Raw genomic sequence first — 24,207 nt, 5'->3', positions numbered from 1 at the left:
CCCGGCACCGCCCGCATCACGACAACCCCGCGTCGCCACGACGGACGAAGCGTCCTACTGTGGCGAGTGCCACCCATCAGCGTCTGTCCCAGGAGTGAGAAGTGAGCGAAGAGACCCTGTCGAACCTGTCGCGCGAGGACCGCTCCTTCGAGCCGCCGGCCGAGCTGGCCGCCTCCGCGAACGTCACCGCCGAGGCCTACGAGCGGGCCTCCTCCGACCGTGAGGCGTTCTGGGCCGAGGCCGCCGAGCGCCTCGACTGGGCCCAGAGGTGGGACCGCGTCCTCGACTGGGACGACCCGCCGTTCGCGAAGTGGTTCACCGGCGGCACGCTGAACGCCGCCTACAACTGCGTCGACCGCCACGTCGAGGCCGGCAACGGCGACCGGGTGGCGCTGCACTGGGTGGGCGAGCCCGCCGACGACAAGCGCACGATCACCTACGCCGACCTGCAGGCGGAGGTCGCCCGCGCCGCGAACGCCCTGCTGGCGCTGGGCGTCGAGGCCGGCGACCGGGTGGCGATCTACATGCCGATGCTCCCCGAGACCGTGGTCGCGATGCTGGCCTGTGCCCGCATCGGGGCCCCGCACACCGTCGTCTTCGGGGGCTTCTCCTCCGACGCCCTCGCCACGCGGCTGGTCGACTGCGAGGCCAAGGTCGTGATCACCGCCGACGGCGGCTACCGTCGAGGCGCCCCCTCGGCGCTGAAGCCCGCCGTCGACGAGGCCCGCACGAAGGCCGCCGGCGACGGCTTCGACGTCGAGCACGTGCTCGTCGTACGGCGCACGGGCCAGGACGTCGACTGGGACGACCAGGTCGACGTCTGGTGGCACGACGCGGTCGACTCGGCCTCGAGCGAGCACGAGCCCCAGCCGTTCGACGCCGAGCACCCGCTCTACGTCATGTACACCTCCGGCACGACCGGCAAGCCCAAGGGCATCCTGCACACCACCGGCGGCTACCTCACGGGCACGTCGTACACGCACCACGCGGTCTTCGACCTCGAGCCGGAGACGGACGTCTACTGGTGCACCGCCGACGTCGGCTGGGTGACCGGCCACTCCTACATGGTCTACGGCCCGCTCGCCAACGGCGCGACGCAGGTGATGTACGAGGGCACCCCCGACTCCCCCCACAAGGGCCGCTGGTGGGAGATCGTCCAGGAGTACGGCGTGACGATCTTCTACACCGCGCCCACCGCGATCCGGACGTTCATGAAGCAGGGCCGCGAGATCCCCGACGGCTTCGACCTGTCCTCGCTGCGGCTGCTGGGGTCGGTGGGTGAGTCGATCAACCCCGAGGCCTACATGTGGTACCGCGAGGTCATCGGCGGCGAGCGCTGCCCGATCGTCGACACCTGGTGGCAGACCGAGACCGGCCAGATCATGATCTCCCCGCTGCCCGGCGTCACCGCCGGCAAGCCGGGCTCGGCCATGACGCCGCTGCCGGGCATCTCGGTCGACGTCGTCAACGACGACGGCGAGTCCGTGCCGAACGGCTCCGGCGGCTACCTCGTCGTCAAGGAGCCCTGGCCGGCGATGCTGCGCACCCTGTGGGGCGACGACGACCGCTTCAAGGAGACCTACTGGTCCCGCTTCCGCAAGCAGGGCTTCTACTTCGCGGGTGACGGGGCGAAGAAGGACGACGACGGCGACATCTGGCTGCTCGGCCGCGTCGACGACGTCATGAACGTCTCGGGCCACCGCCTCTCCACGACCGAGATCGAGTCGGCGCTCGTCTCGCACCCCAAGGTCGCCGAGGCCGCCGTGGTCGGCGCCGCCGACGAGACGACCGGGCAGGCCGTCTGCGCGTTCGTGATCCTGCGCGACTCCGCGGGCGACGGCGGCGACGACATCGTCGAGGAGCTGCGTCGCCACGTGCAGAAGGAGATCGGCGCGATCGCCAAGCCGCGCCAGATCATGGTCGTGCCCGAGCTGCCCAAGACCCGCTCCGGCAAGATCATGCGCCGCCTGCTCAAGGACGTCGCCGAGCACCGCGAGGTCGGCGACGTCACCACCCTCGCCGACTCCACCGTCATGGACCTGATCTCCAAGAAGGAGGGCTCCGGCTCCGGCGACGACGAGGGGTGACCCGGCGCAGGTTTTTCAGCATCTGCTGAAAAACCTGACGTTCTGGGCCGGAATTCTGGCCCAGAAGCTCAGGGATATCAGCAGATGCTGAAATGCCTGCTCCCCTCCGCGGCGGTAGGATGGCCGCAGGTGCGCCGGGAAGTCTGGTCGGCAACGATGCCGCCGACCCCTGGAGCCCGATGAGCCCCGAGCCTGAGTCCCCGTCCCGTCCCCGCCTGTTCGCCCGCGGCTCCTTCCTGGAGCACTCGCGTACGGCGGAGATCCTGCGCGCCGAGACCACCGGCGGGCTGCTGCTGATCGCCGGCGCGGTCGCGGCGATCGTGTGGGCCAACACCCCGTGGAGCGACTCCTACGAGTCGCTGCGCGACCTGCGGGTCGGCCCGTCGTCGCTGCACCTGGACCTCACCCTCGGGGCCTGGGCCGCGGACGGGCTGCTGGCGATCTTCTTCTTCGTGGTCGGGCTGGAGCTCAAGCGGGAGTTCGTCGCGGGAGACCTGCGCGACCCGCGGCGGGCCGCGGTCCCGATCGCGGCCGCCGTGGGCGGGATGGCCATGCCCGCGCTGATCTTCGTGCTGTGGAACCTCGGCGGGGACGGCGCGCTGCGGGGATGGGCGATCCCGACCGCCACCGACATCGCGTTCGCGGTGGCGGTCCTGGCGGTCATCAGCACCCACCTGCCCAGCGGCCTGCGGACCTTCCTGCTGACCCTGGCGGTGGTCGACGACCTGCTGGCCATCACGGTCATCGCGATCTTCTACACCGACGAGCTCGACCTCCTCTTCCTCGCGGTCGCACTGCTGCCGATCGGGATCTTCGCGGTGCTCGTGCAGCGGCGGATCCGCAGCGGGTGGCTGCTGGTCCCGCTGGCGCTGCTCGCCTGGGTCCTGGTCCACGAGTCCGGGGTGCACGCCACGGTGGCCGGCGTCCTGCTCGGCTTCACCGTCCCGGTGCTGCGACGCGACCGCAGCGACGACCGACCGGGCCTGGCCGAGCACCTCGAGCACCTGATCCGGCCGATCTCGGCCGGGGTGGCCGTCCCGATCTTCGCGTTCTTCGCCGCCGGCGTCACCGTCGGAGGCCTCAGCGGGCTCGTCGACTCCCTCGGCGACCGCGTGGCCCTCGGCATCGTGTGCGGTCTCGTCGTCGGCAAGACCGTCGGCATCGTGGGCTCGACCTGGGTGCTCTCGAGGTTCACCCGCGCCGAGCTGGACGACGAGCTGACCTGGGTCGACGTCCTCGGGATGGCGATGCTGGCAGGCATCGGGTTCACCGTGAGCCTGCTGATCGGCGAGCTGGCCTTCGGCCAGGGCAGCGAGCGCGACGACCACGTCAAGGTCGGGGTGCTCGTGGGCTCGCTCACCGCCGCGCTGCTCGCCTCGGTCCTGCTACGACTGCGCAACCGGGTCTACCGCCGCATCCACGAGCACGAGTCGCGCGACGACGACGCCGACGGGATCCCGGACGTGTTCCAGGGCGACCGACCACACCCCTCCTGAGGAGGCGGGGCAGGCCGGGGGTTCTGTAGGGTCGGGGCTCCCACTTCGAGACCAGAGGACCCTGCATGTCATCCGAACCGGTCAAGGCGCCCGCCGACGGCGATCCCACCATCGGCCGTCTCGTCGTCGACGCCAGCCGCGACATCTCCACGCTGGTGTCCAAGGAGATCGAGCTCGCCAAGTCCGAGCTCAAGGTGAGCGTCAAGGCCGGCGGCATCGGCATCGGCCTCTTCGCCGCCGCGGGCTTCGTGGCCGTGCTGGCCGTCATCATGCTGTCGGTCGCGATCGCCTACCTGATCCACTGGAACGGCTCGGGGCTCGACCTGCACTGGGCGTTCCTGATCGTCTTCGCCTTCTACCTGCTCATCAGCGGGCTGCTGGTCTTCGCCGGCATCAAGAAGGTCAAGAAGGTCAAGGCGCCCGAGAAGGCGATCGCCCAGGGCAGGGAGATCCCCCGCGCGCTCAAGGGCCAGGCGTAGCCACCCAGTCGGCACTGCCCAGCGACGACGTCGCCGGTCAGCCCGCGCAGTCGCCCGTCGACTCGCGCTCGGTGTTGGTACGGCCGATCGCGGCACTGTCGGCGACCTGCGCGGCGGTGAGCGCGTAGCCGGTGTCCTTGTCGGTCACCGACGCGGCGAACACGACGCCGGCCACGGCGCCGCGTGAGGTGACGATCGGTCCGCCGGAGTTGCCCGGACGCACCAGGCCGCGCAGCGAGAACACCTGCCGGATGACGGTGCCGTCGCCGTAGATGTTGGGCGAGCGCAGCTTCTGGTCGTCGCGCACCCGCCCCGGCTGCACGTCGTAGGGGCCGTCCTGGGGGTAGCCGAGGATCGCCACGCCGTCACCGGGTGCGACCTTCGCGAAGCGCAGGGGCGCGATGTCGTCGGTCTCGAGCGCGAGGACGGCGATGTCGAGGTCGGGGTTGTACTCGACGACCTCGGCGTCGACGGTCGTGTCGCCGATCTCCACCTCGGGGTCCTCCACACCGGCGACGACGTGGGCGTTGGTCATCAGCCGGTCGGGGGCGTAGACGAAGCCGGTGCCCTCGACGCCGCGCCCGCACGAGTTGGTGCCGCGGACCTTGAGCACGCTCTCCTCGGCCGCGGCCACGTCGGGGTCCTGGAGCAGGCGCCGCGGCCCGGGGCCGACGTCGACGATGCGCTCCGGGGCGAACGGCTCGAGGTAGTCGGGGAAGAAGCTGGTGCCGACGACGTCGTTGAAGGTCTGCAGCACGCCCGACGCGGCGTGCGGGAGGGTCTTGTCGACGGCGCCGAGCACCGAGGAGCTGCGCACCATCGGCGTCACCGAGCCGATGCGCGAGCCGGACACCGCGACGCCCAGGGCCCACGCGACCAGGAGCACGGCGACGGCGCTCAGCGCGGCACCGCCCACGGCGTCGAGGGCGCGGATCGGCTGCCAGGTGATGCGGTCGCGGACCTTGGAGCCGGCGTACTGGAACGACGCCTGACCCAGGGACGCGCACAGGATCACGATGAACAGCGCGCCGAGCGAGACCAGCAGCGAGGGGTCGACGTCGCCCAGCAGCACCGGTGCCAACCAGATGCCCAGCAGTCCCCCGAGCAGCAGGCCCGCGGTCGCGAACGCGCCGGTGACGAAGCCCTGCCAGTAGCCGGAGAGGGCGTAGGCGAGGACCAGCACGACGAGCAGCCAGTCGAGGGCGTTCACCGACGCTCCTCGAAGCGGGTGTTGGGCTTCAGCCCGGGCGGAGGCGTGGCGGGGGCGCCGAGCAGCATGTAGGGCGGCAGGTCGTGCATCGGCGGCTCCTCGTCGGCGAGCTCGGTCCAGCCGAGGAAGTCGAAGAGCCTGGAGATGATGCCCGCGGTGAACCCCCACAGGATGACGTCCTTGTCGTCACCGATGAGGAACGCCGGGCCGACCCAGCCGCTGGGATGTCGCACCGAGATCCGGTGAGTGGGCTCGACCAGCTCGCGCAGCGGGACGCGGTAGATGGCGTGGACCTCGTCGGGTGAGACGACCGAGACCGGGCTGGGCTCGCGCCACCACGCCAGCAGCGGGGTGACGGCGAAGTTGCTCGGCGGCAGCCACAGCTCGGGCAGCTCGGCGAAGACCTGGACGCCGGCCGGGTCCAGGCCGGTCTCCTCCTGAGCCTCCCGCAGCGCGGCCTCGACGGCGGTCTCGCCGGGGTCGATGCTGCCGCCGGGGAAGGACACCTGGCCCGGGTGGGAGCGCATGTGGTGGGCGCGCTCGGTGAGCAGCAGGTCGGGGCCCGCGGGACCCTCGCCGAAGAGCATCAGCACCGCGCCTCGGCGCGGGTCGGAGTCCTCGGGCGGCATGAAGCGCGTGAGCTCGTGGACGGTGATCGTGCGGGCGCCCACCTCGACCGGCTTGAGCCAGTCGGGGAGCTCGGTGCTCACAGGTCCACGTCCAGGTGCTCCTCGACCAGCGCCACCAGCTCGTCGTAGCTCTTGATGGCCTCGGGCCGGCGGTAGGTGACCGTGCCGTCGGCGTCGATCATCCAGATCGTCGGCAGCGCGGGGATCCGCTGGTTGGGCGGCTCGCCGGTCTCGCCCTTCGGGTCGGCGATCACGTCGAAGGTGACGCCGGTGTCGTCGAGGAGCTCGAGCGCCTTGCTCCGACGGGGGTCGGACCAGTTGAGGCCGAGCACCTGGACCTCGTCGCCGTGCTCCTGCGAGAGCCGCTCGAACAGCGGGAGCTCCTTGCGGCAGGGCGCGCACCAGTTGGCGAACAGCGGCACGACCATCGGGCCGCGCAGCGTGGAGACGTCGACCGAGCCGGTGCCCTGCAGCCGCGGGAGCGTCACGTCGGGCAGGACCTCGGGCGGCAGCTCCTCGTCCTTGCTGTCCGAGCAGCCGGCCAGCACCAGCGTGAGCGCGAGCAGCGGGGCCGCCCACCGGGTCGGCGCGGTGGCGCGCCTCCTCACGCCGGCCCCTGGGTCTTGACCAGCGCCGCCGCGGCCTCCGGGTCGGTCGGCCCCTCGCCGTAGGACGGGCACAGCCGCGCCACGGGACAGGCGCCGCAGGCGGGCTTCTTGGCGTGGCAGATGCGGCGGCCGTGCCAGATGAGGTGGTGGCTGAGCATCGTCCAGTCGGACTTGGGGAACAGCGCGCCGATGGCGTGCTCGACCTTGACCGGGTCGGTCTCCTCGGTCCAGCCGAAGCGGCGCACCAGGCGTCCGAAGTGGGTGTCGACGGTGATGCCCGGGACGTCGAAGGCGTTGCCCAGGACGACGTTGGCGGTCTTGCGGCCGACGCCGGGCAGCGTCACCAGGTCGTCGAGGCGGCCCGGCACCTCGCCGTCGTAGCGCTCGACGAGCGCCGCGCTCAGCTTGAGCAGGGACTCGGTCTTGGCCCGGAAGAACCCGAGCGGACCCACGATCTGCTCGAGGTGCTCGCGGGGGGCGGCCGCCATCGACGCGGGGTCGGGGTAGGCGGCGAAGAGGGTGGGGCGCACGGCGTTGACGCGGCGGTCGGTGGTCTGCGCGCTCAGGACCGTGACGACCAGGAGCTCGAAGGCGTTGTCGAAGTCGAGCTCGATGCCGGCGTCGGGATAGGTCTCGGCGAGCACCCGGTTGGTCCTGCGTGCGCGCCGGACCAGGCCGGTGTGGGTCTCGGGCGCGGGCACGGCCCCAGCCTACGGCGCGCTGCCGACAGGCCCGTCACGGCGCTGACCTGCGGACTCGCGGAGGGTCTTGTTCGTCTGTGAGATCCCCCACTGGCTAGGATCAACCCGACACCACACCAGGAGGATCCGTGGACAACGACGTACTCCGTCAGGCCCCGCTGTTCAGCGCGCTCGACGACGAGGCCGCGACGGCGCTGCGGGCGTCCATGTCCGAGGCGCGCCTGCGTCGCGGCGACGTGCTCTTCCACGAGGGCGACTCGGGCGACAAGCTCTACATCGTGCTCGAGGGGAAGGTGAAGCTGGGCCGGTCGTCCTCCGACGGCCGCGAGAACCTGCTGGCCATCCTCGGCCCCGGCCAGATGTTCGGCGAGCTGTCGCTCTTCGACCCCGGCCCGCGCTCGGCCACGGTCACCGCCGTCACCGACACGACGTTCGCGTCGCTGTCGCACGAGGACCTCCTGCGCTGGCTCGAGGGCCGCCCGGTCGTCGCCCGCGGGCTGCTCACCCAGCTCGCCGGCCGCCTCCGCAAGGCCAACGACGTCGTCGCCGACCTCGTGTTCTCCGACGTCCCGGGCCGCGTCGCCAAGGCGCTGCTCGACCTCGCCGACCGCTTCGGCCGCACCGCCGACGACGGCGTCCACGTCCACCACGACCTCACCCAGGAGGAGCTCGCCCAGCTGGTCGGCGCCTCCCGCGAGACGGTCAACAAGGCGCTCGCCGACTTCGCCGCCCGCGGCTGGCTGCGCCTCGAGCCCCGCTCCGTCGTCATCATGGACGTCGAGCGGCTGGCGCGCAGGGCGCGCTGACGCGAGGAGTTTCACCGGGTACCCGGTGAAACTCACGCTTCCGGTACGAAGCTTCGTGCCGGGAGCGTGAGTTTCGCGACGGCGGTGGGACGCGTGGGGCGACGAGCTCCGCCAGGTCGCCAAAAAGCTCGCTCCGGGCGACCCCCGGGCCGACCCCTTCCCGCGTCGTCAGGGGTGGAAGGGGGCCACGGGTGAGCCGACAGCACGACTTCGACGCGTTCGTCGTCGCGCGCACCCCTGCCCTGTCGCGTACGGCGTACCTCCTCACCGGGGACGCCCACCTCGCGGAGGACCTCGTGCAGACAGCGCTCTTCAAGGCGGCCAAGGCCTGGCACCGGATCGAGGGCGACCCCGAGCCGTACGTGCGCCGCATCCTCTACACCCAGAACGTCTCGTGGTGGCGCCAGCGCCGCCTTCAGGAGACCGCCCTGGGCTCCTACGACGGCGCCGCACCGGGTGTCGACGCCGACCTGCGGCTCAGCCTCGAGCAAGCCCTCGCCCGGCTGACGACCCGGCAGCGGACCGTGCTCGTGCTGCGCTACTTCGAGGACCTCACCGAGGTGCAGACCGGCCACGCCTCTCGGCATCCAGTCCGGCACCGTCAAGTCGATCTCCCGCCAGGCGCTGGCCCGGCTGCGCACCCTGTCCCCGGACCTCGCCGAGCTGATCGGGGACGCGTCATGAGCCTCGACCGTCTCCGCGACGAGCTGGCCCGGCTCGGCGACAGCGCGCCCGTCGCGCAGGTCGACCACGACACCTGGCAGCGCGCCGGCCGCGCGCGCCGCCGCGACCGCATCGTCGTTGCCGGCTCCGTGCTCGCCGTCGCCCTGCTGGCGGGAGCCCTGACCTGGCTGCCAGACAGAGTCGATCCGCCGGTCGCGGACAGCGCCGGTGGCGCCGTGCCCGACCGTGTGCACCTGGCGCCGGCACGCTTCGCGGAGCGCAGCGGCCAGGAGGAGGCGTGGGCCTACGACGACCTCGAGACCGACCTCGCCCTCGGGTTGGCGGCGGTGGCCTATGTCATGGAGGGGGGCCTGCCCGTGCTGGTCGACGCCGACGACGGCGACTACCACCTGCTCGACCTTCCCGGCTTCGTGGGCAACAACGCCTTCCTCGCCTCCGCTTCCGGAATGACGTCGGACCTCCCGCTCGCACTCTCCCCCGACGGGACGAAGCTGGCCTACGCGTTCGCCACCATCGGCAATGACGCAGCCGAGGAGCCCATCCCCAGCGGGGTGCGGATCGTGGACCTGGTGACGGGTGACCTCCGCGAGATCGCCCTCACCGGCGGTGAGGGGGTGCTGGTCGCGGGCTTCGACTGGTCCCCGCAGGGCGCTCAGCTCGCGTGGCACGGTGACGAGATGGCGTCGTGGACGCGGTACTCACTCGGCGGCAAGGCACCGGTGGCCGGCGTGATCGGGCGCGACGACAGCTCCTTCCCCCTGCCGGTGATGGCGGGCAGCGCGTCGGTCTCCTACGCCCCCGCCGACGACGGGACGGTCGCGGTCATCGGGGACAACCGCATGGTGCTGACACGTGCAGGTGCCCGGCCCACCGAGCTCCGGGTCGGGGACCGGTTCACGGTCGGCGCCGCCTTCGTCGACGACGTCCTCCACGACGTCCGCTCGGGCGGCGGGACCGCCGGGACCCGTGGCTACTCGGTGCACCTCGACCCGACCCGCGAGCGGCTCGACTTCCCCGACCGGGGCATGGCGTCGCGGACGGTGGACCCGCTCGGCTGGATCGACGCGCGCCACCTCGTCGCGCGCGTGACCGGGCCGAGCGGCGAGACCGGCCAGGATCAGGCGTCCGAGCTCGCGGTCATCGAGGTCGGCGACGACCCGTCGTACGACGTCGTGGGCACGCTCGACGCGGGCGTGCCACCGGTCAGCGTCGCGACCGACCTGATGACCCTCGATCAGCCGACCGTCGAGCGACCCGAGCCGGACTGGCCCTGGTCCACCCGGCGGTGGCTCGTGATGATCGCGGTGGGAGCACTGGCTGTGCTGGCGGCGGTGCGGCTCGCGTCCCGGTTCCCGCGCCGTCGCCTTCGGTGAGCGCATGGGTCGGCCGCGACCGTCCCACCAGCACCAGTGACCGTACGAAGCTCACGCTTCCGGTACGAAGCTTCGTGACGGAAGCGTGAGTTTCACCGGGTACCCGGTGAAACTCCCGCGGCGCAGCACCTCAGGCCGAGCGGCCCTGGAGGTAGGCGAGCTGGGCGCGGACGGAGAGCTCGGCGGCGCCCCAGAGGACGGGGTCGACGTCGGTGTAGACGATCTCGACGACGCGGCGGGGCAGCTCGTCGACGGCGATGCCCTCGGGGTGGGGCGAGTCCTTGAGCGACGCGAGGGCGGCCTCGACCTGGCCGAGGCGGTCGCGGCGGTGGGCGAGGTAGAAGTCGAGGGCGCCCAGGGCGTCGGCGATGACGGGGCCGTGACCCGGCCAGATGGACGACACGTCGTGCTCGGAGGCCAGGGCGTGCAGCCGGTCGAGGGAGTCGAGGTAGGCGCCGAGCTCGCCGTCGGGGTGGGCGACGACGGTGGTGCCGCGCCCGAGCACGGTGTCGCCGGTGAGGACGGCGCCCTCCGCCGGCAGGTGGAAGGACAGCGAGTCGGCCGTGTGGCCGGGCGTCCCGACGACGCGGATCTCCAGGCCGTCGACGGAGACGACGTCGCCGTCGGCGAGGCCCTCGGAGCCGAGGCGGAACTCCGGGTCCAGCGCGCGTACGCCGCAGCCCATCCGCTCCGCGAACTCCTTCGCGGCCTCGGCGTGGTCGTGGTGGTGGTGGGTCAGCAGCACGACGCCGACCTCGCCCGCGGCCTCCGCGACCGCGTCGAGGTGGGCCGGGAGGGAGGGGCCGGGATCGATGACCACCGAGCGCCGGGCGCCGGGCTCGCGGAGCACCCAGGTGTTGGTGCCGTCGAGCGTCATCATGTCGGCGTTGTCGGCGAGCACGCAGCGCGCCCGCTCGCCGAAGGACCCTCCGGTCCAGGCCTCGCTCATCGCGGCCGCTCCGCCACCAGGGGTCGCAGCCGGTCGGGCAGCGAGAGCGTGAAGCCGTCGCCGAGCGGCTCCACCGTCGGCGTGAACATCTCCAGGGTGCGCCCCTGCGCGATCTCCAGCACCTCCTCGGGCGAGCCGAGGCGACCGATCTCCAGGCAGGTGAGGTACGTCGGCGGCAGCATCGCCAGCTCGCCGCGGTCGGCCTGGTCGGCGGCGACGCGCGCCGGCGCCCAGTGCACCGAGGACGACTCGGTCGAGACGTCGCGGGTGCGCTGGCCCGCGGGCAGCGAGGCGACGAAGAACCACGTGCGGTAGCGCTTCGGCTCGAACTCCGGCGTCAGCCAGGCGTCCCAGGCGCCGAGCAGGTCGGTGCGCAGCACCAGCCCGCGTCGGGTGAGGAGCTCGGTCATCGCGAGCTCGCGCGACTCCAGGGCGTGCCGGTCAGCCTCCCAGTCGTCGCCGGTGGTGTCGGCGACGACATCCGCGTCCGAGGTGCCGGCCAGCAGCACGCCGGACTCCTCGAACGTCTCCCGCACGGCCGCGCAGACCAGCGCCCGCGCGGTCTCCTCGTCGGTGCCGAGCCGACGCGCCCACTCGGCGGGCGACGGCCCCGCCCACGCGACGGAGGCGTCGAAGTCGCGCTTGTCGACGCCGCCGCCGGGGAAGACGGACATACCCGCGGCGAACTCCATCGAGACCTGGCGGCGCAGGAGGTAGACCTCCGGGCCGTCGTCCGAGGGTCGCATCACCACCACGGTGGCCGCGTCCCGCGGCTCCACCGGCCGGCGGGTGCCGTCCTCGAACTCGCGCGCCACGTCGACCAGGTGGGCCGGCAGCGGCACGGGCGGCAGCGGGATCTGCACGCCCTCAGACCTCGACGAGGAGCTCGACCTCGACCGGCGAGTCGAGCGGGAGGACGGTGACGCCGACGGCCGAGCGCGCGTGCACGCCGGCATCGCCGAAGACCTCGCCGAGCAGCTCGGAGACGCCGTTGGCGACACCGGGCTGGCCCGTGAAGTCGGGGGTGGAGGCGATGAAGACGACGACCTTGACGATCCGCTTCACCGCCGACAGCTCGCCGACCTCGGCCTTGATCGCGGCCAGCGCGTTGAGCGCGCACTGCCGGGCGCAGCCGTAGGCCTCGTCGGCCGACACCTCGGCGCCGACCTTGCCGGTCAGCATCAGCTCGCCGTAGCGCATCGGCAGCTGGCCGGAGGTGAAGACCTGGTCGCCGCTGCGTACGGCGGGCACGTAGGCCGCCACGGGCTTCGCGACCTCGGGCACCACGAGACCGAGCTCGGACAGGCGCTCCTCGGGGGTGCTCACGGCTCAGCCCTCCAGCGGACGCTTGAAGTAGCCGACGAGGTTCTCGGGGTTCATCCCCGGCGCGACCTGCACCAGCTCCCAGCCGTCGGCACCGAAGTTGTCGAGGATCTGCTTGGCCGCGTGCGTGAGGATCGGCGCGGTCAGGTACTCCCATTTCGTCATGGCTCGCACCCTACTCGTCGCCATCGGCACGGCCTCCGGCCACGCGGCCGCAGCATGCTCAGGCCGTGCGGGCCCGCCGGGCCGCGAGCGCGTAGGCGACGGCGAGCGCGCTGAGCAGGGCCAGCACCGGCGGGAGGTAGTAGAGGGCAGGCCCCACCTCGTCGGCCCGCCAGAGCAGGCACCCGAGCGCCACCGTCGCGAACAGCGCCGTGCTCCCTGCCGTGCGCAGGGAGCGGCGCAGGCCGTCGCCGTCGGCGTGCCGATCGCGCCACCACAGCAGCACCATGTGGAGCACGGCGAGGCTGTAGCAGGCCGCCACGACGACCAGGCCCGTGCCGGCGTCGTCGAAGACGTAGGTCCCGACCTCGTCCCTGGAGACGCCGACCTTGCGGGCGTCCGCGAAGGTGTAGGTGACCGGCGACATCCAGAGCCAACCGAGCGCGGTCGCCAGGGACGCGAGACCCGTCAGGACCCCGACGACGCCCAGCTCTCGGTAGGACTCGAGCAGCTGCCTCCACTGCTGCGCCGCCGACGGCCTCGACGGCCGGGGGTGCGGGACCTGCCGCACGCTCACCCGGTCGCGCAGGCACTGTGCCATGTGGTCGAAGGCCTCGGGCTGGCGGTCGAACGACCGTCGTGTCCCCTCGATCGGCGCGGCGTCGCCGTCGGTCGCGTAGACCGTCCACGCCCCGTTCAGCGGCGCGAACACGACGGCGTTCGCCCGGACCTCGTCACCCTCGTCGAGGAAGAGGGCGTTGCCGTAGCCGGGGGCGGCGACGCCCAGGGACTTCACCTGGATCCGGTCCACCCGTGGCGTCCCGCCCCCCGGCTAGGTGGCTCAGCGCCAGGCGGCGCTCTTGGCGGCGAGCTTGTAGGGGCCGGTCTGGTTGGTGAAGGAGATGCCGACGGCGCCGCGCTTCGTGCAGGCCTTGTAGGCGCGACCGACGACGAACTTGCCGCCGGGCAGCGGGTACTTGTTGACCTGCTTGCCGTTGGTGCCGGTGATGCGCTTGACCTTGGCGATGGTCATGCCCTTCTTGAGCTTGCGGTACTCCTTCTTGGAGACGCAGGCCTTCCCGGCGCGCTCGGAGGGCGCGTCGGCGCTCGCCGCGGCCACGGGGGCCAGGACGGCGGTGGAGGCGAGGGCGGTGGACAGGACGGCGGCGGCGGCCGCGCGGCGCAGGGACACGGGTTCTCCTGGAGGTAGGGGAACGCACCCGGGTCGGGCGCGCGAGGCTCCAGGGTCCCCGAGCTCGCGGGCGGGCGGTACCCAACGGAATCGCGGAATCACCTCAGCTCAGCCCACGGGACTGCACGCCCTCATTCCCCGGGCTGACGCGACCGCCCCGCGCGGACGTCTACCGTGGCGGAGTGGACGCCCCGCAGCCGCACCCGTGGCGCCTCGACGCGCGCGGCCAGCGCATCTTCGACGTGCTGCTGGCGACCGGCCTGCTGCTGCCGGTCACGGCCTTCGCCTTCGGCGAGGACGGCGTCGCCTGGACGGTGCTGAGCCTGGCTCAGCTGGTCCCGCTCTACTGGCGCCGCCACCACGCGACGGCCGTCTTCGCCGTCGTGGCCCTCGCCAGCGCGGCCCAGGTCCTGGTCATCGACGTCCCGATCTGGAGCCAGGTCGCCTTCCCGGTCGCGACCTACTCCGTGGCGCGCCACTCCTCCGCGCTGGCGGCTGCGGCCTCGCTCGCCGTGGGCTTCTGCGCGTCGGGCGTGGCGGCGCTCGACTGGTTCCAGGCGCTCGATGATCCCGTGTCGTGGATGGCGGTGGTCTCCTACGCGCTGTTCATGGTGGCGATCGTCGCCACCGCCTGGGCCCTGGGCACCCTCGGCCGGGTCCGGCGTGCGTACGTCGACGGGCTGGTCGAGCGCGGCGAGCGGATCGCCCGCGAGGCCGACCAGCGCGCGGAGCTCGCGGCCTCCGCCGAGCGCGCGCGGATCGCCCGGGAGATGCACGACGTGGTCGCCCACGGACTGTCGGTGATCGTGGTGCAGGCCGACGGCGCCCGCTACGCCGCGGCCGCGGACCCGGGGGTCGCCACCGCCACGCTCGAGACGATCGCCGCCACCGGCCGCGACTCGCTGACCGAGATGCGGCGGCTGCTCGGGCTGCTGCGCGCCGGCGAGGAGACCGGCTGGCGGCCGCAGCCCGGCCTGGCGGACCTGCCGGCCCTCGTGGAGGACGCGCGTGCCGGCGGCGCCGAGGTCGACGCCGCGCTCCCCGAGGACGAGGTCGTGGTGCCCGACGGCGTGGCCCTGACGGCGTACCGCGTGGTGCAGGAGTCGCTCAGCAACGTGCGCAAGCACGCCGGCCCGTCGCCCCACGTGCGGCTGCGCGTCAGCGCCGGGTCCGAGCTGGTCGTCGAGGTCGAGGACGACGGCCGCGGTGCCGCGACGGCCGACGACCGCCGCGGCCACGGGCTCGTCGGCATGCGCGAGCGCGTCACCGTGCACGGCGGGAGCTTCGAGGCCGGACCCCGACCCGGCGGCGGCTTCCGGGTGGCTGCGAGGCTGCCGCTGTGACCGACTCGCCGATCCGGGTGTTCCTCGTCGACGACCAGCAGATGGTGCGCGCCGGGTTCCGGATGCTCGTGGACAGCCAGCCCGACCTGCACGTCGTCGGCGAGGCCGGCGACGGCGGCGAGGCCGTGGAGCGGCTGGCCGTCACGGCCGCCGACGTCGTGCTGATGGACGTGCGGATGCCGCGCATGGACGGCGTCGAGGCCACCCGCCGGATCGCCGCCGGCCGCGACGCGCCGCGGGTGATCGTGCTGACGACGTTCGACCTCGACGAGTACGCCTTCGCCGCGATCCGCGCCGGCGCCTCGGCCTTCCTGCTCAAGGACGCCGCTCCCCCGGACCTGCTGGGCGCCATCCGCTCGGTGCACGCGGGGGACGCGGTGGTCGCCCCGAGCACCACCCGACGACTGCTGGAGCACTTCGCCGGCACCCTGCCCGACCCCTCGGTGTCCGCCACGGCCGAGGCGGACCGAACGGCGCCGTCGCTCGCCGGCCTGACCGACCGCGAGCGCGAGGTGCTGGTGCTCGTCGGCCGCGGCCTGTCCAACACCGAGATCGCCGAGGAGCTCGTGGTGGCCGAAGCGACCGTCAAGACCCACATGAGCCGGCTGCTCGCCAAGACCGGGCGGCGCGACCGCGTGCAGCTCGTCGTCCTCGCCTACGACGCCCGCCTGGTCATCCCGGGGTCGTAGACCGCCCGTCGGCGTCCCCCTCACGGCGGAGGCGAGGTCCATCCCGTCAGGGGACGATCCGGGAGCGCGGTCCGCGAAGACTCGGCGGCATGAACCAGAGCTCCCCCTCACCCACCGCCCCCGCCCCCGCCCCCGCCCCGATGGCCGCCAGCGCCCGCGGCCTCACCCGCACCTACGGCCGCGGCGACGCCCAGGTCCACGCGCTGCGCGGCGTCGACCTCGACCTGCCCCGCGGCCGCTTCACCGCGATCATGGGCCCGTCCGGCTCGGGCAAGTCGACGCTGATGCACTGCCTGGCCGGCCTCGACGTCCCCACCTCCGGCACCGTCACGGTCGCCGGCACGTCGCTGGAGTCGCTCGACGACACCGCGCTCACGGTGTTCCGCCGCGAGCACCTCGGCTTCGTCTTCCAGTCCTTCAACCTGCTGCCCATGCTCACCGCCGGGCAGAACGTGCTGCTGCCGCTGGAGCTCTCCGGCCGCCGGGTCGACGCCGAGCTGCGCGCCCGCTACGACCTGCTGGCCGAGACGCTCGGGCTCACCGACCGCCTGCACCACCGACCCGACGCCCTCTCCGGCGGCCAGCAGCAGCGGGTCGCGATCGCCCGCGCGCTGGTGACCCGGCCCGACCTGGTCTTCGCCGACGAGCCCACCGGCAACCTCGACAGCGAGTCGTCCGCCGAGGTCCTGGGCTTCCTGCGCCGCTCCGTGCGCGAGCTCGGCCAGACCGTGGTCATGGTGACCCACGAGCTCGACGCCGCCGCGTACGCCGACGACGTGGTCGTCATCGCCGACGGCGAGATCCGCGCCCACCTCATCGACCCCACCCCCGACCAGCTCGTGTCCGTGCTGCGGCCGTCGGTGGCCCTGCGATGAGGACCGTGCTCCTGGCGTCGTTGCGCACCCACACCCGCCGCTACGTCGCCGCGGCGCTCGCCGTGGTCATCGGCGTCGCGTTCATCATCGTCACCAACGCCCTCGCCTCGGCCACCCGCAACGGCCTGGTCTCGGGCATCGAGCTGCCCTACGAGGGCGCGGACACCGTCGTGTCCGACGTGAGCGGCGAGGATGCGGCGACCCTCCTGGCCGACGCCCGGTCCGCCGGGGACCGGGCCGCCGTGCTCGGCTGGACGATCCTGCCCGTCTCCGAGGGCAGCCGCCTGGTCGACGGCCAGGTCGACGTCGGCGCCGTCGCCGACGACCCATCCCTGCGCTGGCAGGAGGTCGAGGAGGGGCGGCTGCCGGACGGACCGGGCGAGGCCGTCGCCGACGCCAACGCCGCCAAGTCCGAGCAGGTCGCCGTTGGCGACCGGCTCCGGGTCGGCTCGGGCGCCCTGGCCAAGGACGTGACCGTCGTCGGCCTGGTCGACAGCCCCTCGGCCAGCGTCCGCGCCTCGCTGTACCTGTCCTGGTCCGACCTCGAGCAGTGGGCCGACAGCCTGTACGTCGACAGCGTCGCCTACGACGGGACGCCCGACGTGAGCGCGATGAGCGGGGCGAAGGTGCAGCCGCGCGACGAGTTCGTGGACGACCGGTCCACCGAGCTCAGCCAGGGCGTCAACGTCCTGGCCTACGTGCTGCTGATCTTCGCCGCCGTCGCGCTGTTCGTGTCCGTGCTGGTCATCGCCAACACGTTCTCGATCCTCTTCGCCCAGCGCAGCAAGGACTTCGCGCTGCTGCGGTGCGTCGGGGCCACCCGCCGCCAGGTGGTCCGGTCGGTGCGGGTCGAGGCGCTGCTGCTCGGCGTCGCCGCGTCGCTCCTCGGGCTCGTCGCGGGCACCGGGGCCGGCTACGGGCTGGTCGCGCTCGCCCGCGCCCTCGAGCCCCGCGCGGCCCTGGGCGACGTCACCCTGTCGTGGCCGTGGGTCCTGGGCGCCTTCGTGATGGGGCTCGGCGTCACGCTGGTGGCCTCGTGGCTCCCCACCCGCCGGGTCGTCTCGGTCAGCCCGCTCGCCGCGCTGCGTCCCGACCAGTCGGTCGACGCCGGCTCGACCGCCGGCCGGATCCGCCTGGCCGCGGGCGGCCTGCTGCTGCTCGGCGGCGTCGCGGCGATGGCGCTGGCCGTCCAGGGCTCCGTCGTCGCCCTGATGCTCCTGGGCGGTGCCGCGACGTTCACCGGCGTGCTGCTGCTCGGCCCGGTGCTGGTCCCGGCGCTGATCAGGCTCGCCGGACGTCCCGCCGGGCGGCTCCTCGGCTCCGCCGGCCGGCTCGCCACCGGCAACGCCGTGCGCAACCCGCGCCGTACGGCGACCACGACGGCGTCGCTGCTGATCGGCGTCACGTTGACCACCGCGGTGCTGACCGGCCTCGCCAGCTCCCGCGGAGCCGTCGACGACGACATGGCGACGCAGTACCCGATCGACCTCACCCTCACGGCCCTGGAGGGGCCGCTGCCGGCCTCGCTGCTCGAGGACGTGCGCGGCACCGACGGCGTGGCCGAGGCCGTCGCGGTCGACGGCGTCACCGCCACCCTCGGGGGCGGCGTCGGGGAGCTGACCGTCGTCGCCACGCCGGACGGCGCCGCCTCGGTCACGCACGACGACGACGTCGTCGCCCCGGGGCCGGGCGAGATCCTGATGCCCTACGACCTGTCTCCGGACCGCCCCCGCGTGGAGGTCACCGTGGGCGAGGCGTCGCGGACGCTGCGCGTGGTCACCGGCGAGGGCTGGGGCAGCACCGCGGTCGTCGCGCCCGCCACCCTGGCGGCGCTGACCGGGACCACCGACACCCGCGCGGTCTGGGTGCGCGCCGACGAGGGCGCCGACGCGGAGGACCTGGCCGGCGACCTCACCGCGCTGGCCACGCCGCTGGACGCCGAGGTCGGCAACGGCCTGGCCAACCGCGCGTACGTGACGCTCCAGCTCGACATCCTCACCGGCGCCGTCGTGGCGCTGCTCGGGGTCGCGGTGGTCATCGCGCTGATCGGCATCGGCAACACGCTGGGGCTCTCGGTCCTCGAGCGCGGTCGCGAGAACGCCCTGCTGCGCGCGCTCGGGCTCACCCGTCGTCAGCTCCGACGGATGCTGGCGACCGAGGCGGTCCTGCTCTCGGTCGTGGCCACGGTCCTGGGCACCACGATCGGCGTGGTCTTCGCCTGGGTCGCCGTCGAGACCATGGTGCGGCCCACGATCGACGCGGCGCCGTTCGTCCTGCCCTGGGGCCAGCTCGCGATCGTCGTCCTCGTGGCCGGTGCGGCCGGGCTGCTCGCGTGCCTGCTGCCCGCCCGCCGCGCTGCTCGGGTGGCGCCGGCGGCCGGCCTGAGCATGGACTGAGGGGTCGGCGCCCGGTCACCACGCGTCTGGTCTCCTGGAGGGCATGAGCATCAAGCTGGCCGTCCTCGGGGACTCGATCGCCTGGGGGCAGGGCGCCGCCCGTGAGCAGGACCGGCTCGCACCCCGGCTCGTCGAGGGCCTGACCACCCACGGGTACGACGTCACGTCCCGCGTGTTCGCGGTGCCCGGCGCGCGCAGCGCCGGGCTGGCCACCCAGGTGGCGTCGTGCGTCCCGTGGGGCCCGGAGCTCGCGGTCGTGGTCATCGGCGCCAACGACCTCACCCACCTGGAGCCGCTCGACCGGGCGGTCGAGGCGCTCGCGCAGGCCGTGCGGCGGCTCCGCGCCGCCGGCGCGGAGGTCGTCGTGGCGCCCGCCCCGGACCTCAGCGCGGTGCCCCACGTGCCGGCGTTCCTGCGCGACGCCGTGCGCGCGGCCGGCGAGGAGCTGCGCACCCGCCAGGCTGCCGTCGTACGACGCGAGCGGGGGCGGGTGGCCGACGAGGACCAGCGCGCCTCCCGCGCCTTCGCCGTCGACCGCACGCTCTTCTCGGCCGACCGCTTCCACCCGTCGAGCGCGGGCTACGCCGTCATCGCCGACTCGCTGCTGCCGACGGTGCTGGCCGCGGCGCGGGCGCGCGAGGCCGCCTGAGGTCTCGAGAGGGGACGTCGCCCTCCTCAGCGAGCGTCGCGGGCGGCGACCGCGGCGTCCCAGCTGCCGTTGGCCTTGGCGACCTCGACGGCCGCCCAGCCGGCCGCGTGCATGCGGCCCTCCGCCTCGAGCCGCTCGACGCGCTCGACGTTGCTGACCGACCAGTTGCTGCGCGGCCGGCGCGGGGTCATCCGGATGAACGAGCCGCCCTGCTCGCGGCGGCGCGCCTGACCGTCGATCCAGCCGAAGCACACCGCCTCCTCGACCGCCTGGGCGTACGTCGGCGCCGGGAGCGGGTCGTTCTTCTTGGCCAGCACCAGCCACACCCCCGGGGCGTCGTCGTGGTGCGCCTCCAGCCACGAGCGCCAGGACTCGGCGTCCGGGACCAGCAGCTCCTCCAGCTCGGGCATGACCACCTCAGGCCTCCACGAACGCGCAGAACTCGTTGCCCTCGGGGTCCGCGAGCACCGTCCAGGACACGTCGTCGTCCGGCTCGCGCAGGATCCGGGCGCCGTCGCCCACCAGCAGCCCGACATCGGCGGTGTCGACGTCCCAGTGGATGCGGTTCTTGACGGTCTTCGGCTCCGGCACGCGGGAGAAGACGAAGCTCTCGAACGGCGCGCCCGGGACCCGCACGGAGGCGGAGCCGTCGGCGTCGTCGATCGCCACCGTCGAGCCCAGCACGTCGGCCCACCAGGTGGCGATGCGCTCGGGGTCGGCGCTGTCGACGCCGATCTCGTAGAGGCGCTCGTCGGGCACGGGATCCCGCTCGAAGACGCACAGCTCGCCGCCCTCGGGGTCGCGCAGCACCTTCCAGCGGAAGGTCTCCAGGTCGAGCGGCGCCGCACCGGCCGAGAGGACGTCGTCGACCGAGGCCGCGTGGACGTCGAGGTGGACGCGCTGCTTGACCGTCACGGCCTCGGGGACCCGGTTGACCCACACCGTGTGCCGCTCGGTCGGACCGGTGAGCCTGGTGAGGTCGGCGTCGTCGCGGTCGACCTCGCGGTGCAGCACCTCGGCCCAGAAGCGGGCGAGCCGGGGCGCGTCGACGGCGTCGATGCACAGGTCCTTGTACGTCGCAGCGCTCATGGCTCCAGGCCTACCAGAACGGCAGGTTCTCCTCCAGCACGTTGCGCAGCTCGTTGACCGCGAGCGCCAGGAACAGCAGGGCGCAGAGCGCGAGCATGCCGTTGGAGAGCCAGCCGTTGCGCCACTCGTCGGGGACGTCGGAGTGCGGGAGCGCGCCCGGGCGGCGCTTGTTGAGCAGCACCAGCAGGGTGATCGCGAGGAACGGCATGAACAGCGCGCCGAGGGTGCCGTAGGCCAGGATCAGGCCGACCGGCTCGTCGAGCAGCAGGAGCAGCATCGGCGGGAACGTCAGCCACAGCATGTAGGCGCGGAAGTAGCGGCCGCCGGTGCGGGTGTCGGGGTGACCCGAGGGCAGGTCGCGCAGGTTGCCGACGTAGTCGGCGAACATCAGGCTCACGCCGCTCCACACGCCGATCAGCGACGAGAACGACGAGGCGAAGAAGCCGATCAGGAACACCTTGCCGAAGACCTCGCCGTACCTCTCGTCGAGGATGTCGGAGAGCTGCACGAGCGCCTGGTCGCCGGTCTCGGCGGCGATGCCGGCGGAGTAGTAGAGCTCCGCGCCGACGATGAGCATCGCGACCACGAAGACGCCGGTGACGGCGTAGGCCACGGCGTTGTCGATGCGCATCACGCGCATGAAGGCAGGCGTGCCCCAGCCCTTCTCCCGCAGCCAGTAGCCGTACGCCGCCAGGGTGATCGTGCCGCCGACCCCACCGGCGATCGCGAGCACGTTGACCACCGAGTCGTCGGGGAAGATCGGCCGCAGCCCGAGGACGATCTCGTCCAGGTGCGGCGTCGCCAGCAGGGCCGCGCCGACCACCGTCACGAACATGATGCCGACCAACGCGGCCATGACCTTCTCGAACGCGGCGTAGGTGCCGAACCACACCAGCACCAGCCCGGCGAGGCCGATCACGATCGCGGTCCATCGCAGGGACAGGTCGGGGAACAGCGCGACCAGCGGCAGCGCGGACGACGACATCGCCGTCGCCCCGTAGACCAGCCCCCAGATCACGATGTAGGGCGCGAAGTACCAGGTCGTCCACCTCCCCAGGCTGCGCCAACCCTCGAAGATCGTGCGGCCGGTGGCCAGCGAGTAGCGGCCCGCGCCCTCGACCAGCACCACCTTGATCACCGCGCCGAGGACCGCGACCCACAGCAGCGTGTAGCCGAACTTCGCGCCCGCCACGAGCGTCGCGACCAGGTCGGCAGCGCCGACGCCGGTGGCCGCGACCACCAGTCCGGGCCCGACCACCCTCCACTTCGGTGGGCGCCCGGTCTCGGGCACGTCGGCGGTCACTGGTCGGCTCCCGGGGAGGACATCGGGCCATCATCACCGACAACGTCGCCGCTGACGAGGACCGCGTGGTGTCGGAGCCACCGGCCAGACTGTCCCCATGCCGTACGACGAGGGGCTGGCCGCCCGGGTCCGCGACCTGGTGCACGAGCACGGCCCGACCGAGGAGAAGCGGATGTTCGGCGGGCTGGCGTTCATGCTGGACGGCCACATGGCGGTGTGCGCCAGCCGGGACGGCGGTCTGCTGGTCCGCACCGACGGGTCCGAGAGCGAGGCGCTGCTGCGCCTCGACCACGTGGAGCCGATGCACATGGGCGCGCAGTCCTCGCGCACCTGGCTGCGGGTCGGCCCCGAGGCCCTGGCCGCCGAGGCGGAGCTGCTCGCCTGGGTCGAGCGGGGCGTCACCACCGCGCGCGCCCAGCCGCCGAAGGGCTGACGTCGGCGCCGGTGAGTTTCGCCGGGGGGGCGGGGGGGGGCGCGCGGGGGGGGGGGGACGGGTGGCCCGGGGGGGCACATGCGGGGGGGGGGTTGCGGGGGGCGCGGTTGTGTGCCGCGGGTCCCCGGGCGAAACTCACGCTGGGGGTACGAAACTTTGGCCCAGGAGCTCCAGATTCGCCGGTCGACCGGCGAAACTCCCGCCCTCCGACGGCGGCCGAAGCACCTACAGCAACACAGGCTCGGTCTTCTCGCGGACCTCGTCCTCGGTGACGCCGGGAGCGAGCTCGACGAGCCGGAGGCCCTCGGGGGTGATGTCGATGACGCAGAGGTCGGTGATGATCCGCTGGACGACGGCGCGGCCGGTGTAGGGCAGCGAGCACTCCTCGACGATCTTGTAGCTGCCGTCCTTGGCGACGTGCTCCATCAGCACGATCACGCGCTTGGCGCCGTGGACCAGGTCCATCGCGCCGCCCATGCCCTTGACCATCTTGCCGGGGATCATCCAGTTGGCGATGTCGCCGCCCTTCGACACCTGCATGGCGCCGAGGATGGCGGCGTCGATCTTGCCGCCGCGGATCATCCCGAACGACGTGGCGGAGTCGAAGAAGCTCGCGCCGCGTCGCAGCGTGACGGTCTCCTTGCCGGCGTTGATCAGGTCAGCGTCCTCCTCGCCCTCCCACGGGTAGGCACCCACGCCGAGGATGCCGTTCTCCGACTGGAGGACCAGCTCCACGTCGTCGTCGACGTAGTTCGGCACCAGGGTCGGCAGGCCGATCCCGAGGTTGACGTAGGAGCCGTCGGTCAGCTCGGAGGCCGCGCGCGCGGCCATCTCCTCGCGGGTCCAGCTCATGCTCCGTCTCCTGCCGCTCGGGTGCGCACGGTGCGCTTCTCGATCCGCTTGTCCGCGGCCTGCTCGGGCGTCAGCGCGACCACGCGCTGCACGAACACCCCGGGGGTGTGCACGTGGTTGGGGTCGATCTCGCCGGGCTCGACGAGCTCCTCCACCTCCGCGATCGTGACCCGCCCGCACATGGCGGCGAGCGGGTTGAAGTTGCGGGCGGAGTCGCGGAAGACGAGGTTGCCGTGCCGGTCGCCCTTCCAGGCGCGCACCAGGCCGAAGTCCGCGACGATCGCGTGCTCCAGCACGAACTCGCGCGGGCCCTCCGCGGTCTCGAAGGTCTGGGTCTGCTTGGGCGGCGAGGCGACCACGACGTTGCCGGCGTCGTCGTAGCGCCACGGCAGGCCGCCGTCGGCGACCTGGGTGCCGGACCCGGTCGCGGTGAAGAACGCCGGGATGCCGGAGCCGCCGGCGCGCATCCGCTCCGCGAGCGTGCCCTGCGGGGTCAGCTCGACCTCGAGCTCGCCGGAGAGGTACTGCCGGGCGAACTCCTTGTTCTCCCCCACGTAGGAGGAGATCATCCGCCGGATCCGCCGCTGCGCCAGCAGCCGGCCGAGCCCCCACTCGTCCACGCCGCAGTTGTTCGAGACGGCCTCGAGGTCGTCGACGCCGGCGGCGAGCAGCGCGTCGATGAGCACCGCCGGTACGCCGCACAGCCCGAACCCGCCCACCGAGAGCGTCGCCCCCGAGGGGATGTCGGCCACGGCCGCGGCCGCGGAGGTCACCACTTTGTCCATGCGCCCGATCCAAGCCAGGATGCGCCGGTCCGTCAACGGACGGCCACCCACCTGACGCGCATCACTCGCAGAGTGGACCTCGTCCTCCGGTAGC

Annotated in this window: 26 protein-coding genes; 11 read left to right on the top strand and 15 right to left on the bottom strand. The window is 73.0% G+C overall.

The window, feature by feature from the left end; genetic code table 11:
- Positions 1-101: 101 nt before the first annotated feature.
- From acs to IRQ30_RS00200, 3 genes are all read left to right on the top strand, one after another.
- The gene (gene acs, locus IRQ30_RS00210; RefSeq protein ID WP_193611077.1) at positions 102-2,087 is read left to right on the top strand and encodes an acetate--CoA ligase; all 1,986 of its coding nucleotides are present in this window, start codon (positions 102-104) and stop codon (positions 2,085-2,087) included.
- A gap of 179 nt (positions 2,088-2,266) precedes the next feature.
- Positions 2,267-3,583, top strand: coding sequence for a Na+/H+ antiporter NhaA (gene nhaA, locus IRQ30_RS00205; RefSeq protein ID WP_193611076.1), 1,317 nt, complete (start codon positions 2,267-2,269; stop codon positions 3,581-3,583).
- A gap of 65 nt (positions 3,584-3,648) precedes the next feature.
- Positions 3,649-4,062 (top strand): phage holin family protein, encoded by a 414-nt coding sequence (locus IRQ30_RS00200; RefSeq protein ID WP_193606798.1) that lies wholly within the window; start codon positions 3,649-3,651, stop codon positions 4,060-4,062.
- A gap of 37 nt (positions 4,063-4,099) precedes the next feature.
- Here the strand turns inward: IRQ30_RS00200 and IRQ30_RS00195 are convergent, their stop codons facing one another.
- Genes IRQ30_RS00195 through nth form a run of 4 tightly spaced genes read right to left on the bottom strand, consistent with a single transcriptional unit; the run spans position 4,100 to position 7,210 of the window.
- The gene (locus IRQ30_RS00195) at positions 4,100-5,272 is read right to left on the bottom strand and encodes a MarP family serine protease (protein WP_193611075.1); all 1,173 of its coding nucleotides are present in this window, start codon (positions 5,270-5,272) and stop codon (positions 4,100-4,102) included.
- A complete protein-coding gene (locus IRQ30_RS00190) occupies positions 5,269-5,982 on the bottom strand; it encodes an NUDIX hydrolase (RefSeq protein WP_338089497.1) in 714 nt (237 codons plus the stop codon). Before IRQ30_RS00190 ends, IRQ30_RS00195 begins: the two co-directional genes overlap by 4 nt.
- Positions 5,979-6,509, bottom strand: coding sequence for a redoxin domain-containing protein (locus IRQ30_RS00185; protein WP_193611074.1), 531 nt, complete (start codon positions 6,507-6,509; stop codon positions 5,979-5,981). Before IRQ30_RS00185 ends, IRQ30_RS00190 begins: the two co-directional genes overlap by 4 nt.
- A complete protein-coding gene (nth, locus tag IRQ30_RS00180) occupies positions 6,506-7,210 on the bottom strand; it encodes an endonuclease III (protein WP_193611073.1) in 705 nt (234 codons plus the stop codon). Before nth ends, IRQ30_RS00185 begins: the two co-directional genes overlap by 4 nt.
- A gap of 128 nt (positions 7,211-7,338) precedes the next feature.
- Here nth and IRQ30_RS00175 point away from each other — a divergent pair, with 128 nt between their 5' ends.
- The gene (locus IRQ30_RS00175) at positions 7,339-8,016 is read left to right on the top strand and encodes a Crp/Fnr family transcriptional regulator (protein ID WP_134741054.1); all 678 of its coding nucleotides are present in this window, start codon (positions 7,339-7,341) and stop codon (positions 8,014-8,016) included.
- A 191-nt stretch (positions 8,017-8,207) separates the two neighbouring features.
- Complete coding sequence (locus tag IRQ30_RS00165) at positions 8,208-10,073, top strand: SigE family RNA polymerase sigma factor (protein ID WP_338089496.1); 1,866 nt, start codon at positions 8,208-8,210, stop codon at positions 10,071-10,073.
- A 130-nt stretch (positions 10,074-10,203) separates the two neighbouring features.
- Here the strand turns inward: IRQ30_RS00165 and IRQ30_RS00160 are convergent, their stop codons facing one another.
- Genes IRQ30_RS00160 through IRQ30_RS00135 form a run of 6 tightly spaced genes read right to left on the bottom strand, consistent with a single transcriptional unit; the run spans position 10,204 to position 13,699 of the window.
- Positions 10,204-11,022: an MBL fold metallo-hydrolase gene (locus IRQ30_RS00160; protein WP_193611071.1), complete on the bottom strand. Its 819-nt coding sequence runs from the start codon at positions 11,020-11,022 to the stop codon at positions 10,204-10,206.
- Entirely contained in the window at positions 11,019-11,885 is an 867-nt protein-coding gene (locus tag IRQ30_RS00155) for an NUDIX hydrolase (protein ID WP_193611070.1), read from the bottom strand. The genes IRQ30_RS00160 and IRQ30_RS00155 overlap by 4 nt, the downstream gene beginning before the upstream one ends.
- A 4-nt stretch (positions 11,886-11,889) precedes the next feature.
- Entirely contained in the window at positions 11,890-12,348 is a 459-nt protein-coding gene (locus tag IRQ30_RS00150; RefSeq protein WP_134741051.1) for a RidA family protein, read from the bottom strand.
- A 3-nt stretch (positions 12,349-12,351) separates the two neighbouring features.
- Positions 12,352-12,510: a Sp36 family protein gene (locus IRQ30_RS00145; RefSeq protein WP_167736105.1), complete on the bottom strand. Its 159-nt coding sequence runs from the start codon at positions 12,508-12,510 to the stop codon at positions 12,352-12,354.
- 58 nt (positions 12,511-12,568) lie between these two features.
- Positions 12,569-13,318, bottom strand: coding sequence for a hypothetical protein (locus IRQ30_RS00140; RefSeq protein WP_193611069.1), 750 nt, complete (start codon positions 13,316-13,318; stop codon positions 12,569-12,571).
- 30 nt (positions 13,319-13,348) lie between these two features.
- Positions 13,349-13,699 carry a hypothetical protein gene (locus IRQ30_RS00135; RefSeq protein WP_193606805.1) on the bottom strand — a complete coding sequence of 117 codons (351 nt, stop codon included), beginning with the start codon at positions 13,697-13,699 and terminating at the stop codon, positions 13,349-13,351.
- Between the two features lie 182 nt (positions 13,700-13,881).
- Between IRQ30_RS00135 and IRQ30_RS23995 the strand changes: the two genes are divergently transcribed.
- From IRQ30_RS23995 to IRQ30_RS00110, 5 genes are all read left to right on the top strand, one after another.
- The gene (locus tag IRQ30_RS23995; protein WP_193611068.1) at positions 13,882-15,042 is read left to right on the top strand and encodes a DUF7134 domain-containing protein; all 1,161 of its coding nucleotides are present in this window, start codon (positions 13,882-13,884) and stop codon (positions 15,040-15,042) included.
- The gene (locus IRQ30_RS00125; protein ID WP_193611067.1) at positions 15,039-15,731 is read left to right on the top strand and encodes a response regulator; all 693 of its coding nucleotides are present in this window, start codon (positions 15,039-15,041) and stop codon (positions 15,729-15,731) included. The genes IRQ30_RS23995 and IRQ30_RS00125 overlap by 4 nt, the downstream gene beginning before the upstream one ends.
- A gap of 89 nt (positions 15,732-15,820) precedes the next feature.
- Positions 15,821-16,606 (top strand): ABC transporter ATP-binding protein, encoded by a 786-nt coding sequence (locus IRQ30_RS00120; RefSeq protein WP_193611066.1) that lies wholly within the window; start codon positions 15,821-15,823, stop codon positions 16,604-16,606.
- Positions 16,603-19,002, top strand: a complete 2,400-nt coding sequence (locus tag IRQ30_RS00115) for an ABC transporter permease (RefSeq protein ID WP_193611065.1) — start codon at positions 16,603-16,605, stop codon at positions 19,000-19,002. Before IRQ30_RS00120 ends, IRQ30_RS00115 begins: the two co-directional genes overlap by 4 nt.
- Before the next feature lie 43 nt (positions 19,003-19,045).
- Positions 19,046-19,651, top strand: coding sequence for an SGNH/GDSL hydrolase family protein (locus IRQ30_RS00110; protein WP_193611064.1), 606 nt, complete (start codon positions 19,046-19,048; stop codon positions 19,649-19,651).
- A gap of 26 nt (positions 19,652-19,677) precedes the next feature.
- On the opposite strand, the gene IRQ30_RS00105 is transcribed toward IRQ30_RS00110, so the two are convergent.
- From IRQ30_RS00105 to IRQ30_RS00095, 3 genes are read right to left on the bottom strand one after another with little or no spacing between them, the layout of a single operon-like run.
- Positions 19,678-20,061 (bottom strand): YdeI/OmpD-associated family protein, encoded by a 384-nt coding sequence (locus IRQ30_RS00105; protein ID WP_193611063.1) that lies wholly within the window; start codon positions 20,059-20,061, stop codon positions 19,678-19,680.
- A gap of 7 nt (positions 20,062-20,068) precedes the next feature.
- Entirely contained in the window at positions 20,069-20,740 is a 672-nt protein-coding gene (locus tag IRQ30_RS00100) for a VOC family protein (protein ID WP_193611062.1), read from the bottom strand.
- Positions 20,741-20,750: 10 nt separating this feature from the next.
- The gene (locus tag IRQ30_RS00095; protein ID WP_193611061.1) at positions 20,751-22,043 is read right to left on the bottom strand and encodes an Nramp family divalent metal transporter; all 1,293 of its coding nucleotides are present in this window, start codon (positions 22,041-22,043) and stop codon (positions 20,751-20,753) included.
- Between the two features lie 97 nt (positions 22,044-22,140).
- On the opposite strand from IRQ30_RS00095, the gene IRQ30_RS00090 reads away from it, so the two are divergent.
- The gene (locus IRQ30_RS00090; protein WP_193611060.1) at positions 22,141-22,476 is read left to right on the top strand and encodes a TfoX/Sxy family protein; all 336 of its coding nucleotides are present in this window, start codon (positions 22,141-22,143) and stop codon (positions 22,474-22,476) included.
- A gap of 225 nt (positions 22,477-22,701) precedes the next feature.
- Here IRQ30_RS00090 and IRQ30_RS00085 read toward each other — a convergent pair whose 3' ends face one another.
- Together IRQ30_RS00085 and IRQ30_RS00080 are read right to left on the bottom strand one after the other, a co-directional pair.
- Positions 22,702-23,328 (bottom strand): CoA transferase subunit B, encoded by a 627-nt coding sequence (locus IRQ30_RS00085; RefSeq protein WP_193611059.1) that lies wholly within the window; start codon positions 23,326-23,328, stop codon positions 22,702-22,704.
- Positions 23,325-24,113 carry a CoA transferase subunit A gene (locus tag IRQ30_RS00080; protein ID WP_193611058.1) on the bottom strand — a complete coding sequence of 263 codons (789 nt, stop codon included), beginning with the start codon at positions 24,111-24,113 and terminating at the stop codon, positions 23,325-23,327. The genes IRQ30_RS00085 and IRQ30_RS00080 overlap by 4 nt, the downstream gene beginning before the upstream one ends.
- Positions 24,114-24,207: the final 94 nt, after the last annotated feature.

The organism is Nocardioides lijunqiniae (assembly GCF_015024225.1).
Taxonomy (GTDB): Bacteria; Actinomycetota; Actinomycetes; order Propionibacteriales; family Nocardioidaceae; genus Nocardioides; species Nocardioides lijunqiniae.
The sequence above is the reverse complement of the archived record's forward strand: the minus strand, read 5'-3'. Positions and strand labels throughout refer to the sequence as shown.

What these genes read in the sequence shown, in the direction of transcription:
- IRQ30_RS00115 (WP_193611065.1), top strand. Translation starts at nt 16,603, where the DNA reads ATGAGGACCGTGCTCCTGGCGTCGTTGCGCACCCACACCCGCCGCTAC.
- IRQ30_RS00090 (WP_193611060.1), top strand. Translation starts at nt 22,141, where the DNA reads ATGCCGTACGACGAGGGGCTGGCCGCCCGGGTCCGCGACCTGGTGCAC.
- IRQ30_RS00160 (WP_193611071.1), bottom strand. Translation starts at nt 11,022, where the DNA reads ATGAGCGAGGCCTGGACCGGAGGGTCCTTCGGCGAGCGGGCGCGCTGC.
- IRQ30_RS00145 (WP_167736105.1), bottom strand. Translation starts at nt 12,510, where the DNA reads ATGACGAAATGGGAGTACCTGACCGCGCCGATCCTCACGCACGCGGCC.
- IRQ30_RS00110 (WP_193611064.1), top strand. Translation starts at nt 19,046, where the DNA reads ATGAGCATCAAGCTGGCCGTCCTCGGGGACTCGATCGCCTGGGGGCAG.
- IRQ30_RS00085 (WP_193611059.1), bottom strand. Translation starts at nt 23,328, where the DNA reads ATGAGCTGGACCCGCGAGGAGATGGCCGCGCGCGCGGCCTCCGAGCTG.
- IRQ30_RS00120 (WP_193611066.1), top strand. Translation starts at nt 15,821, where the DNA reads ATGAACCAGAGCTCCCCCTCACCCACCGCCCCCGCCCCCGCCCCCGCC.
- IRQ30_RS00100 (WP_193611062.1), bottom strand. Translation starts at nt 20,740, where the DNA reads ATGAGCGCTGCGACGTACAAGGACCTGTGCATCGACGCCGTCGACGCG.
- nhaA (WP_193611076.1), top strand. Translation starts at nt 2,267, where the DNA reads ATGAGCCCCGAGCCTGAGTCCCCGTCCCGTCCCCGCCTGTTCGCCCGC.
- IRQ30_RS00105 (WP_193611063.1), bottom strand. Translation starts at nt 20,061, where the DNA reads ATGCCCGAGCTGGAGGAGCTGCTGGTCCCGGACGCCGAGTCCTGGCGC.
- IRQ30_RS00080 (WP_193611058.1), bottom strand. Translation starts at nt 24,113, where the DNA reads ATGGACAAAGTGGTGACCTCCGCGGCCGCGGCCGTGGCCGACATCCCC.
- IRQ30_RS00200 (WP_193606798.1), top strand. Translation starts at nt 3,649, where the DNA reads ATGTCATCCGAACCGGTCAAGGCGCCCGCCGACGGCGATCCCACCATC.